The 11,954-nt window shown below is 57.0% G+C and carries 10 protein-coding genes; 9 read left to right on the forward strand and 1 reads right to left on the reverse strand.

Annotation, left to right across the window (positions count from 1 at the left end):
* The first annotated feature begins 46 nt into the window (after nt 1-46).
* From rluD to clpB, 3 genes are all read left to right on the forward strand, one after another.
* Entirely contained in the window at nt 47-1,024 is a 978-nt protein-coding gene (gene rluD, locus AC13DD_RS02225) for a 23S rRNA pseudouridine(1911/1915/1917) synthase RluD (RefSeq protein ID WP_482930791.1), read from the forward strand.
* Nucleotides 1,014-1,772, forward strand: coding sequence for a peptidoglycan editing factor PgeF (gene pgeF / locus AC13DD_RS02230; RefSeq protein WP_482930792.1), 759 nt, complete (start codon nt 1,014-1,016; stop codon nt 1,770-1,772). Before rluD ends, pgeF begins: the two co-directional genes overlap by 11 nt.
* A gap of 320 nt (nt 1,773-2,092) precedes the next feature.
* Nucleotides 2,093-4,669 carry an ATP-dependent chaperone ClpB gene (gene clpB, locus AC13DD_RS02235; protein ID WP_482930793.1) on the forward strand — a complete coding sequence of 859 codons (2,577 nt, stop codon included), beginning with the start codon at nt 2,093-2,095 and terminating at the stop codon, nt 4,667-4,669.
* 51 nt (nt 4,670-4,720) lie between these two features.
* Here the strand turns inward: clpB and AC13DD_RS02240 are convergent, their stop codons facing one another.
* Nucleotides 4,721-5,182, reverse strand: a complete 462-nt coding sequence (locus AC13DD_RS02240) for a DUF4124 domain-containing protein (RefSeq protein ID WP_104271781.1) — start codon at nt 5,180-5,182, stop codon at nt 4,721-4,723.
* Between the two features lie 519 nt (nt 5,183-5,701).
* Between AC13DD_RS02240 and AC13DD_RS02245 the strand changes: the two genes are divergently transcribed.
* From AC13DD_RS02245 to AC13DD_RS02270, 6 genes are all read left to right on the forward strand, one after another.
* The gene (locus AC13DD_RS02245) at nt 5,702-7,420 is read left to right on the forward strand and encodes an acetolactate synthase 3 large subunit (protein WP_008170695.1); all 1,719 of its coding nucleotides are present in this window, start codon (nt 5,702-5,704) and stop codon (nt 7,418-7,420) included.
* 2 nt (nt 7,421-7,422) lie between these two features.
* Nucleotides 7,423-7,914 (forward strand): acetolactate synthase small subunit, encoded by a 492-nt coding sequence (gene ilvN / locus AC13DD_RS02250; protein WP_008170692.1) that lies wholly within the window; start codon nt 7,423-7,425, stop codon nt 7,912-7,914.
* Between the two features lie 64 nt (nt 7,915-7,978).
* Nucleotides 7,979-8,995 carry a ketol-acid reductoisomerase gene (gene ilvC / locus AC13DD_RS02255; RefSeq protein ID WP_008170689.1) on the forward strand — a complete coding sequence of 339 codons (1,017 nt, stop codon included), beginning with the start codon at nt 7,979-7,981 and terminating at the stop codon, nt 8,993-8,995.
* A gap of 89 nt (nt 8,996-9,084) precedes the next feature.
* The gene (gene pssA, locus AC13DD_RS02260) at nt 9,085-9,903 is read left to right on the forward strand and encodes a CDP-diacylglycerol--serine O-phosphatidyltransferase (protein WP_482930794.1); all 819 of its coding nucleotides are present in this window, start codon (nt 9,085-9,087) and stop codon (nt 9,901-9,903) included.
* A gap of 95 nt (nt 9,904-9,998) precedes the next feature.
* Nucleotides 9,999-10,973 carry a protein-methionine-sulfoxide reductase catalytic subunit MsrP gene (gene msrP / locus AC13DD_RS02265; protein WP_482930795.1) on the forward strand — a complete coding sequence of 325 codons (975 nt, stop codon included), beginning with the start codon at nt 9,999-10,001 and terminating at the stop codon, nt 10,971-10,973.
* On the forward strand, nt 10,973-11,596 hold the full coding sequence (locus AC13DD_RS02270; RefSeq protein WP_008170683.1) for a protein-methionine-sulfoxide reductase heme-binding subunit MsrQ: 624 nt from the start codon (nt 10,973-10,975) through the stop codon (nt 11,594-11,596). The genes msrP and AC13DD_RS02270 overlap by 1 nt, the downstream gene beginning before the upstream one ends.
* Nucleotides 11,597-11,954: the final 358 nt, after the last annotated feature.

Consider the following 11,954-nt stretch of genomic DNA (forward strand, 5'->3'; position numbering starts at 1 on the left):
CCAATAATCTGACCGAAACGTAACACACACAGGCCCTGGGGGCTTAATGTCATCTGAAAAACGAATCCTCGCCAACTTTGTTGTGCCGCCGGAATTGAGCGACAGGCGCCTGGATCAGGCCGCAGCAGAGCTGATGCCCGAACACTCCCGTTCCCGCCTGCAATCCTGGATCAAAAGCGGTGCGCTAACAGTAAATGGCGAGGTGCGAAAGCCTCGGGACAAGGTGATTCTGGACGATCGCCTGGCGCTGGATGCCGAGCCGGAAGCTCAGGTGAGCTGGCAGGCCGAGGAAATCTCGCTCGATATCGTCTATGAGGACGAGCACTTGCTGGTCATCAACAAGCCCGCGGGCCTGGTGGTGCACCCGGCCGCCGGCCATGCCGATGGAACCCTGGTCAATGCCCTGCTGAACTACGCACCGGAGGTCGAGAATCTGCCGAGGGCGGGTATCGTACACCGCCTCGACAAAGACACCTCGGGCATTATGGTCGTGGCCCGTAGCCTGATTGCGCATACGTCCCTGGTCGATCAGCTGCAAACCCGAACCATGGGTCGTGAGTACGAGGCCGTCGTCGTTGGCACCCTCACCGGTGGCGCAACGGTTGATGCGCCCATCGGCCGGCATCCTCGGGAGCGCAAGAAAATGGCGGTCGTCGCCTCCGGCAAACCGGCGGTCACCCATTATCGCCTGGTGGAACGTTTTGCCGCCCACACTCACGTCCGCTGCAAACTGGAAAGCGGCCGAACCCATCAGATCCGGGTTCATATGGCCCATGTAAAACACCCGCTGGTCGGAGATCCGCTCTATGGAGGTCGGCTGAGACTGCCCAAGGGAACCACAGACGAGCTTCGAGAGGCCCTCTCGGCGTTCAACCGCCAGGCTCTCCATGCCCGGCAGCTCACCCTGGAACACCCGGAAACCGGTGAAATCATGACCTGGGAGGTTCCCCTGCCTGAGGATATGGTTGCCTTGATCGAAGCTCTCCGCAAACACGCCCGGGAACTGGAAACCCGTGACTATTGAAGGTGATGCCCTCAAACCGGACTGGCCTGCGCCCGATAGAGTGCGGGCCATCAGCACGACCCGCGCCGGTGGCGTCAGCGGTCGCCCCTGGAACAGTCTTAACCTCGGTGTTCACGTCGAAGACGACCCGGATCATGTGCGACAGAATCGACGAAGACTCGCCGAGTCCACAGGGCTGAAAAGCGAGCAGATCGGTTGGCTCAATCAGGTGCACGGTATCGATGTTGTCGAACTGAACCCTGATAACGTCGGACAAATCGCCAAGGCTGACGCCAGCTACACCCGTCATCCGGGCATCGCCTGCGCCATCCTTACTGCTGACTGCCTGCCCGTTATCCTTGCTGATAGCGAAGGAACAGTCGTCGGTGCCGCCCACTGTGGCTGGCGAAGCCTGTGTGGCGGTGTTATCGAGAACCTGGTGAGCAAGATGGCCGTTGCGCCCGAAGCTCTGCAAGCCTGGCTCGGCCCGGCCATCGGTCCGGACAGCTTCGAGGTCGGCCCGGAAGTGCGTGACGCCTTCCTTGACCATGGTCCCAAAGCGGTCCACGCCTTCAGAGCCGAAGGCGCTCGGTCGGGTCATTTCATGGCAGATATCTATGCCCTTGCCACTTTGCGGCTAAATCATCTCGGTGTTTCCAACGTGACTGGCGGTGGGCTTTGTACCGTTAAGGATTCAGATCGGTTTTTTTCTTACCGCAGGGATGGTCGAACCGGGCGGATGGCCACGCTGGTCTGGCTAACAAGTTAAATGTCCAGCTTGAATTGGCGGCGGCGAGGCGGTTACTGAAAAGTCCGGTGGCTGGTGCGAGGCTGCTTTCCAGAACTGTCTGCAGCATGGATGCTGCAGCCAAGCCTACAGGGATGTATTCACGGCGTGTTCTGGAAAGCAGCCTCGCGCCAGCCTTGCACCCAGCACCAAACTCAAACCTGACGGCCGTCAATTTTCTGACGAATACATCGCAGCCCCGCTTGAAGTCGCTCTACTTGCCCCTACATTAACTGTCAAAGCAATCGAATATCCGCCACCCAAGGCACCATGGTATTCGCAGAAATTTGGGGAAAGTACGCATGAGAATCGACAAGCTGACCAGCAAGCTGCAGACCGCCCTCGCGGACGCACAGTCCATCGCGGTCGGAAAAGATCACAACTTTATTGAGCCGGTGCACCTGATGCAGGCACTGCTTGATCAGGAAGGCAGCGCGATCAAGCCGCTGCTCAAGCAGGCCGGCGCAGAGCCCGGACGCATTCGCCAGGCGATCGCCCGGGAAATCGAAAACCTGCCGGAAGTGCAGGGATCGGCCGGCGACGTCTCCATGTCCAATGACATGGGCCGGCTGTTCAACATTGCCGACAAGCTCGCCCAGAAGCGCAAAGACCAGTACATCTCCAGTGAGCTCATGTTGCTGGCCGCTCTGGAAGACCGGGGTACCCTTGGCCGGGTGCTCAGGGAGCAGGGCGTTGATAAAGCTGCCCTCGAAAAGGCCATTGATGACGTTCGCGGCGGCGAAGCCGTCAACGACGCCAGCGCCGAAGAAAACCGTCAGGCTCTGTCCAAATACACCATCGACCTTACCGAGCGAGCGGAGGCCGGCAAGTTGGACCCGGTGATCGGTCGCGATGATGAAATTCGCCGCACCATTCAGGTATTGCAGCGTCGCCGGAAGAACAACCCGGTCCTCATCGGTGAGCCCGGCGTTGGTAAAACCGCCATCGTCGAAGGGTTGGCCCAGCGTATCGTCAACGGCGAGGTGCCCGATGGCCTCAAGGACAAGAAAGTCCTGTCACTCGATATGGGTGCCCTTATTGCCGGCGCCAAGTTCCGGGGTGAGTTTGAAGAACGCCTGAAAGCTGTTCTGAACGAACTGTCCAAGCAGGAAGGTCAGATCATCCTGTTCATCGACGAGATTCACACCATGGTTGGTGCCGGCAAGGCCGAAGGCTCCATGGATGCGGGTAATATGCTCAAGCCGGCGCTCGCTCGTGGCGAGCTGCACTGCGTGGGCGCGACCACCCTGGACGAATACCGTGAAAATATCGAGAAGGACGCGGCTCTTGAGCGTCGCTTCCAGAAAGTGCTGGTGAGCGAACCCAGTGAGGAAGATACCATCGCCATCCTGCGGGGCTTGAAAGAGCGTTACGAAGTGCACCACGGGGTTGAGGTGACAGACGGTGCCATCATCGCCGCCGCCAAGCTGTCTCACCGTTACATTGCCGACCGGCAGCTGCCGGACAAGGCCATTGACCTTGTGGACGAGGCAGCTTCCCAGATCCGCATGGAAATGGATTCCAAACCCGAGGCCCTGGATCGTCTTGAGCGTCGCCTGATTCAGTTGAAAATCGAGCGTGAAGCTCTCAAGAAAGAGACCGATGCCGCCTCGAAAAAGCGCCTGTCGGAGCTGTCCGACGTGATCACTGGTGTCGAGCGAGAATACGCCGATCTGGAAGAAGTCTGGAATACCGAAAAGGCCGCTCTGCATGGTTCCCAGAAGATCAAGAGCCGTCTGGAGCAGGCTCGCATCGATCTGGAGAATGCCCGTCGTGCCGGTGATCTCGGCAAGATGTCCGAGCTCCAGTACGGGCAGATTCCTGAGCTTGAGCGCCAGCTGGATATGGCCAGCCAGGCAGAAATGATGGAAATGAAGCTGCTTCGCAACCGGGTAACCGACGAGGAAATCGCCGAGATCGTTTCCAAGTGGACCGGCATTCCGGTCTCCAAGATGCTTGAAGGTGAGCGCGATAAGCTGATGCGCATGGAAGAGGCGCTTCATGGTCGGGTTATCGGCCAGGATGAAGCGGTTGAAGCTGTTTCCAACGCCGTGCGCCGTTCGCGGGCGGGGTTGTCCGATCCCAATCGCCCCAACGGTTCGTTCCTGTTCCTTGGCCCGACCGGTGTGGGTAAAACCGAGCTGTGCAAGGCCCTGGCGTCCTTCCTGTTTGATACCGAGGAAGCCATGGTGCGCATCGATATGTCCGAGTTCATGGAGAAGCATTCCGTGGCCCGCCTGATTGGTGCGCCTCCGGGCTATGTCGGCTACGAGGAAGGTGGCTACCTGACCGAAGCGGTTCGCCGCCGGCCGTATTCCGTCTTGTTGCTGGATGAGGTGGAAAAAGCCCATCCGGATGTGTTCAACATACTTTTGCAGGTACTTGAGGATGGTCGCCTGACGGACGGGCAGGGCAGGACCGTCGACTTCCGGAACACGGTCATTGTCATGACCTCAAACCTCGGCTCGGACATCATCCAGCAGAAAGCCGGCGAGGAGAACTACGAGGTGATGAAGAATGCCGTCATGGAAGTCGTCGGCACCCATTTCCGCCCCGAGTTCATCAACCGGGTGGACGAAGTGGTGGTGTTCCACCCGCTGGCGGAGAGCCAGATCCAGGGTATTGCCCGGATTCAGATTGAATCTCTGAGCAAGCGCCTGAAAGAGCAGGACATGAAACTGGATCTGGATGACGCCGCGATGGAGTTGCTGGCCGAAGTCGGGTACGACCCGGTATATGGCGCGCGGCCTTTGAAGCGGGCTATTCAGCGAATGATCGAGAATCCGCTGGCCCAGCGTTTGCTACAGGGAGAGTTTGTACCGGGGGATGTCATCAAGGGTACGGTGGAGGACCACCACCTGGCATTCGCCAAGGCTTGAGCTTGAAACCGGGGTCAGATGAAGGCTTTCATCTGACCCCTTTTTTTCATCTTACTGTTCTTCTGGTCCGCAGTTCTCTTCCGCAATTCGCTCAAATTCTGCCCGCTTTTCGGCAATTTCCTCTGGGCTGAGGTAGCGTTGCTCGCCATTTTCTTCAATGCGGATTCGTGCGTTACGGTCAATCACGTCCAGGTTGGAGCGTGCGGTCGCGCAGTTCGCCTCCCGCTGTTTTCTGCGGGCCTCCTCAACTGCCGTTTCCTGGCGCTGTTCCGCCTGCTCGTTCTGCTGTTCCTGCATATTCTGCAGACGCTCCTGAGGGCTCTGCCGGTTGCCAGAAGCATCGGTAGAAGTGCCGGAACGCACATTGACCCGCTCGGCCTTCGAGCCCGTGGGCTGTCGGTCGCCAAAGTGGGTAACTCCGTTTTCATCGGTCCATTTATAGACAGAGGCGCTCGTGGCGACACCTGGTACAACGGCCAGCAATAAGGTCAGCGTCAGGATTTTTCTGTTCATGGCTCAACTCGCGTATGTTCACTGCTCCCGGGCAGGCAGACAAACTGGATAGACCGGGCCCGTTTTTTAATTTCAATGTTGCCTATCATGCCATCGCTATTGCGGATTTTCTTCTGTCTGGTTCAAATCTTTGTATCGGATTTGTTCCAAGTATGGCAGACCTTCGGCCAGTATAGGCACAGAAACCTGCAGCGGCTATTGACAGGGAGTTTCGCGCTGTCAGAATTACCGATTGCCTGAAGACTGGGGTCAATACGGCAGGCAATCCCGAGCGAGTATCCCCCATCAATTACCACACTGAACGCGCCGCGCATCCGTCGCGGGATGGTTGTTGCTTACGTGCAACCCGTTGATTGGCCGTTCTCCGCAACCCTCAGGAGGGCGGCTGGCCAGGAGACAACCTCTTAACAAGGTGTGGAGGAGCAGCCGGTTCCGCTTTCAAAAGAAGCATGGACACCGTGAATCCAGGCAACCGGGAGCCTTCCCGGCTCATTCACTCGTAGAAGAGGGTAGAAAATCGTGGAGTTATTGTCTGGCGCCGATATGCTGATCCGGTCCCTTCAAGATGAAGGTATCGAATACATATACGGCTATCCGGGTGGTGCAGCCCTTCATATTTATGATGCGCTGTTCAGGCAGGACAAAGTCAAACACATTCTGGTAAGGCACGAGCAGGCGGCGGTCCACATGGCCGACGGTTATGCCCGCGCGACCGGAAAACCAGGTACCGTACTGGTGACCTCGGGTCCTGGAGCCACCAACACCATCACCGGCATTGCCACCGCATTCATGGATTCCATCCCGATGGTGGTTCTTTGCGGCCAGGTTGCGTCCACCCTCATCGGCGAGGACGCGTTCCAGGAAACCGATATGATGGGGGTCTCCCGTCCGGTGGTTAAGCACAATCTCAGTGTCCGTCATCCCGAGGAAATCCCGGAGATTATCCGCAAGGCGTATTACATTGCCGCGACCGGTCGCCCCGGTCCTGTGGTCGTGGACATTCCCAAGGATATGACCACGCCGAACGAGCGTTACGAGTACGCCTATCCCAAGAAGGTCAAACTGCGCTCCTACAACCCCGCTATTCGCGGCCATGCCGGTCAGATCAAGAAAGCGGTCGACATGATGCTGGCGGCGAAGCGCCCAATTATCTACGCAGGTGGTGGGGTTGTTCTGGGCAAGGCATCGGATCAGCTGACCGAGCTGGTACGGCTGCTGGGCTATCCGATCACCAATACCCTGATGGGCATTGGCTGTTACCCAGCCAGCGATAAACAGCACCTGGGCTGGCTTGGCATGCACGGCACCTACGAAGCCAACATGGCCATGCACCACTCGGACCTCATCCTCTGCGTGGGAGCCCGTTTTGATGATCGGGTGACCAACGCTACCGAGAAGTTCTGTCCGGGCGCGCGCATCATCCATATCGACATTGATCCAGCCTCGATTTCCAAGACCGTCGATGCCGATGTGCCCATCGTTGGCCCGGTTGACGCTGTGCTCAAGGAAATGCTGTCGCTGGTGAAGGAAGCCAAGGAAAAGCCGGACGCGGACGCAATCGCTTCCTGGTGGAAGCAGATCGACGAGTGGCGGGCATTCCATGGCATGCGCTATGAGACCAGCCCGGATGTGATCAAGCCCCAGGAAGTCATTGAAATGCTGTGTCGCTTGACCAACGGCGAGGCCTTCGTGACTTCCGATGTGGGTCAGCACCAGATGTTCGCGGCCCAGTACTACAAGTTCGATAAGCCCAACCGCTGGATCAATTCCGGTGGTCTCGGCACCATGGGCTTCGGCCTGCCGGCGGCCATGGGGGTAAAGCTGACCCATCCGGACGACGAAGTGCTGTGCATTACCGGTGAGGGCAGTATCCAGATGAACATCCAGGAGCTGTCGACCTGCAAGCAGTACAACCTGCCGGTTAAGATCATTAACCTGAATAACCAGGCTCTGGGTATGGTCAAGCAATGGCAGGACATGAACTACGAGTCCCGCCATGCCGAGTCCTACATGGAATCCCTGCCCGACTTCATCAAGCTGGCGGAAGCCTACGGCCACAAGGGTGTCCGGATTGAGAAGAAGGAGGATCTGGAGACCAAGCTGAAAGAAGTGCTGGCCATGAAAGACGAGCTGGTATTCGTGGATATCTACGTGGACCGTTTTGAGCACGTGTATCCGATGCAGGTTGCCCGAGGTTCCATGAAAGATATGTGGCTCAGCAAGACGGAGAGGGTCTGATCATGCGTCGAATCATTTCTGTTTTGCTTGAAAACGAACCTGGCGCCCTGTCGCGGGTGGTAGGTCTGTTTTCCCAGCGCAACTACAACATCGAAACACTCACCGTGGCGCCAACCGAGGACGAGACGTTGTCCCGTCTTACGGTGACCACCACGGGTTCTGACAAGGTGATCGAACAGATCACCAAACAACTGAACAAGCTGATTGAAGTCGTCAAGCTGGTGGATCTCACCGAAGGCGCCCATATCGAACGCGAACTGATGCTGGTCAAGCTGAAAGCCACGGGTTCCCAGCGTGCCGAGATCAAGCGTACGGTGGACATTTTCCGCGGCCAGATCGTGGATGTGACCAGCTCCGTTTACACGGTTCAGTTGGCAGGTGACAGCGAGAAGCTGGACGGCTTTATTCAGGCTGTTGGCACGTCGGGCGTACTGGAAGTGGTGCGCAGCGGTGTATCCGGTATCGCCCGGGGCGAGAAGGTGCTCAGCCTTTAAAGATTTCAAACAGGGTTTGAACAATATGGCTCTTCGGGGCCATCACAAATAACAGAGGTTTCTCATGCAGGTTTACTACGATAAGGATTGCGATCTTTCCATCATCCAGGGCAAGAAAGTTGCCATCATTGGTTTCGGCTCCCAGGGCCACGCTCACGCGTGCAACCTGAAAGAGTCCGGCGTTGACGTGACCGTGGGCCTGCGCCCGGGTTCTTCTTCCATCGCCAAGGCGGAAGCCTATGGTCTGAAGACCAGCGACGTGCCCTCTGCCGTTGCCGCCGCCGACGTTGTCATGGTTCTGACTCCGGACGAATACCAGGCCCAGCTGTACAAGGCGGAAATCGAGCCGAATCTGCAGCAAGGCGCCACCCTGGCGTTCGCCCACGGCTTTGCTATCCATTACAACCAGATCGTTCCGCGTAAGGATCTGGACGTCATCATGATTGCTCCCAAGGCACCGGGACACACAGTGCGCACCGAATTCGCCAACGGCGGTGGTATTCCTGACCTGATCGCCATCTTCCAGGATTCCTCCGGCAACGCCAAGAACCTGGCGCTGTCCTACGCCAGCGGTATCGGTGGCGGTCGTACCGGCATCATTGAAACCACGTTCAAGGATGAGACCGAAACCGATCTGTTTGGTGAGCAGGCCGTTCTGTGCGGTGGTACTGTGGAGCTGGTTAAAGCCGCGTTCGAAACGCTGGTGGAAGGCGGTTACGAGCCGGAAATGGCCTACTTCGAGTGTCTGCACGAGCTGAAGCTGATCGTGGACCTGATGTACGAGGGCGGCATCGCCAACATGAACTACTCCATCTCCAACAATGCGGAGTATGGTGAGTACGTGACTGGCCCGGAAATCATCAACGAGCAGTCTCGCGAAGCTATGCGCAATGCACTGAAGCGTATCCAGAGCGGCGAGTATGCCAAGATGTTCATTTCTGAAGGCGCTCTGAACTACCCGTCCATGACGGCGCGTCGTCGCCAGAACGCTGCCCACGAAATCGAAGTGGTTGGTGAGAAGCTGCGCGGTATGATGCCGTGGATCTCCGCAAACAAGATCGTGGATAAGGACAAAAACTAAGCGGAATTCCGCCTGGTTTTGAAAAACGCGGCCCGGGTGGCCGCGTTTTTCGTATATACTCCGCCCAAACGCTTTCCGGAGTAATGGGAATGACTGAAGAAAGAAAAGCCGCCGACGGCAAGCAGAACCCGGACTATGAAGTCGAGGCCGGGGAAGTGGTTGAGGAAGAGCTGGTAGGAGGTGCGCCCGTGCGCCGCAAGGGGATATACCTGCTTCCCAATGCGCTCACAACCGCTTCGCTGTTCTCAGGTTTTTACGCCATTGTGTCTGCCGCCAACGGCGTCTTTGACAATGCCGCCATCGCTATTTTTGTGTCGATGATTCTGGACGGTCTCGACGGCCGGGTCGCCCGGATGACCAATACCCAGAGTAAATTCGGTGAGGAGTACGACAGTCTGGCCGACATGGTGGCCTTCGGCGTCGCTCCCGGGCTGGTAGCCTTTTTCTGGTCACTGAACGCCTTCGACAAGGTTGGTTGGGCCATCACCTTTATCTACGTGGCTGGCGCCGCTTTGCGCCTGGCACGGTTCAATACCCAGATTGGCTCGGTCGATAAGAAGTTCTTTGTCGGCTTGCCGAGTCCGGCTGCGGCTGCCTGTGTCGCGGGCCTGGTCTGGTGTTTCCATCTTTTCGAACCGTCTACCTGGCTCACCTTGTTGACCATGTTTGTGGTCGGCGGTGCCGGTGTTTTGATGGTGAGCAATATTCTGTACCGCAGTTTCAAGGATCTGGACCTGCGTGGCCGTGTACCGTTTGCCGCCATTCTGCTTGTGGTGCTGGTTTTTGTAGTGATCGCGCTGGATCCTGCAACCGTATTGTTTACTGGATTTCTGATATACGCGTTGTCCGGCCCTGTTCGTGCGCTTTTCCGTGGCAAGCCACGGAAAGCTCCAGGCGCCGCTGACTGAGCACCCCTTCCGGGCCTCCTCAGTGAGGTCCGGGAATTTTCAATACAGTCTCCGGTCAACGCCTTTGCTGGCTGATGCCCCGACGGAGACTTTCCATGCTCATCAAGAAACGCCCTTCCTGGGCTTTGCCTCATTCTGAAGTTACGCCCGAGTCTGTTTACCTGAACCGACGTCAATTTATGTCCGGCACCCTGGCTGTGGCCGCTGGCCTTTCAGTGCCCGGTCTGTTGTCGGCAGCGAAGCTTCCTGTCCCGGGAGAAGCGCTGGATTTTGTTCCGATGCCCGGCTTTTCCACCGACGAGGAGAAAACCCCTTTTGAGGACGTAACCCGTTACAACAACTTTTACGAGTTCGGCACTGGAAAAGGGGATCCGGCGAAGTACGCCGATGAGATGACCGTTGATCCCTGGTCCGTGGTTGTTGAAGGCGCATGTGATCGGCCCGGTGCGTATGCGTTGGAAGATCTGCTGAAACCTCACGAGTATCAGGAACGGGTGTATCGGCTTCGTTGTGTCGAGGCCTGGTCGATGGTGATTCCCTGGATCGGGATCCCCGTGGCCGACATTCTCAAGCGGCTCGAACCGACTTCCAGGGCGAAGTACGTCTATTTCGAGACCCTCTATGATCCGGACCAGATGCGAGGTCAGCGCTCGCTGTTCAGCACCATCGACTGGCCTTATCAGGAAGGTCTTCGCATGGACGAGGCAATGAACGAGTTAAGCTTCCTGGCTGTTGGGCTCTACGGCAAGACCATGCCAAACCAGAATGGCGCGCCTATCCGGCTGGTCGTGCCCTGGAAGTACGGTTTCAAGAGCATCAAGTCGATCGTCAAGATTCGCTTTCAGGAGGAGCGCCCCAAGACTACCTGGGAAATGCTTGCGCCCCAGGAGTATGGCTTCTATGCCAACGTGAACCCTGAAGTTGACCATCCGAGGTGGAGCCAGAAGCGGGAGCGCAGGCTGCCCTCTGGCTTGCTCTCTCCCAACTACATGGAAACCGTCAAGTTCAATGGTTATGGAGAACAGGTTGCCGATCTGTACAAGGGCATGGATTTGAGCAAGTTCTATTGATGAATGAGAAGCGTGTGCTGAACCAACCGGGGTTTGTGCTGGCGTTTCGCCTGCTGGTAGCGCTGCTCGCCAGCGTTCCCCTGTTGGTGCTGATTGCCAGCATTGCCAGCCAGTCCCTCGGCCCGGATCCCGGGCAAGAAGTAACAGAGTCGCTGGGCATCGCGGCATTTCAGTTATTGATTGCTACCTTATGCATGACACCGCTCAAGCGTTGGACAGGGTGGGGAGCGTGGATCCGGGTTCGCCGGATGCTTGGTCTGTTTGCGTTCTTTTATGCGGTGTTGCATGTATTGGCGTTTCTGCAGTTTATTCTTGGCTGGAGCGATCTATGGGCCACGTTCACCAAGCGGCCATATATCCTGGCGGGGGCGGTGTCTTTCCTTATGCTTGTGCCACTGGCGTTAACCTCAACAAAGGGGATGATGAGGCGGATGGGCCGGCAATGGAAAGCCTTGCATAAGCTGGTGTACCCGATTGCGATAGCGGCATGGGTTCATTTCATCTGGCAGTCCCGCAGTGACGTTGGAGAAATGGTGGTGTACGGCCTGATAATCGCAGTTCTGCTGGCGCTTCGTTGGAAATGGAGCGGGAGTCGCGCGCTGATTCCGTTTGTCAGAGGCTGATTTTGAGTAAAAAGAATACGATCTGATCACTGACTGATCAGGCGGATACGTGGAAACCGATACCGCTATAAATTAATTCAAAAACCTCGTTGACAGTTTTCCTGACGCCTGTAGAATGCGCACCACTTCTGAGGGACAAGCCACTCACAGCGGTTTTCCGAGCAGAAGTAACCGTTTGAAAGTACTGAAGAAAATGAGTTTTAAAATTCTTCGGATTAACGGTTGACAAGGCGGCGTTACGATGTAGAATACGCGGCCTTGATTGAGCAACAGCTCAAACGCTCTTTAAAAAGTTGACCAAGTAATTCGTGTGGGCGCTGGCCGAGGTATTTCGGATATGAAATATCAGGACAGTGAC

This window comes from Marinobacter sp. L-13, from assembly GCF_056857715.1.

What these genes read in the sequence shown, in the direction of transcription:
- rluD (WP_482930791.1), top strand. Translation starts at nt 47, where the DNA reads ATGTCATCTGAAAAACGAATCCTCGCCAACTTTGTTGTGCCGCCGGAA.
- clpB (WP_482930793.1), top strand. Translation starts at nt 2,093, where the DNA reads ATGAGAATCGACAAGCTGACCAGCAAGCTGCAGACCGCCCTCGCGGAC.
- AC13DD_RS02240 (WP_104271781.1), bottom strand. Translation starts at nt 5,182, where the DNA reads ATGAACAGAAAAATCCTGACGCTGACCTTATTGCTGGCCGTTGTACCA.
- ilvN (WP_008170692.1), top strand. Translation starts at nt 7,423, where the DNA reads ATGCGTCGAATCATTTCTGTTTTGCTTGAAAACGAACCTGGCGCCCTG.
- ilvC (WP_008170689.1), top strand. Translation starts at nt 7,979, where the DNA reads ATGCAGGTTTACTACGATAAGGATTGCGATCTTTCCATCATCCAGGGC.
- pssA (WP_482930794.1), top strand. Translation starts at nt 9,085, where the DNA reads ATGACTGAAGAAAGAAAAGCCGCCGACGGCAAGCAGAACCCGGACTAT.
- msrP (WP_482930795.1), top strand. Translation starts at nt 9,999, where the DNA reads ATGCTCATCAAGAAACGCCCTTCCTGGGCTTTGCCTCATTCTGAAGTT.
- AC13DD_RS02270 (WP_008170683.1), top strand. Translation starts at nt 10,973, where the DNA reads ATGAATGAGAAGCGTGTGCTGAACCAACCGGGGTTTGTGCTGGCGTTT.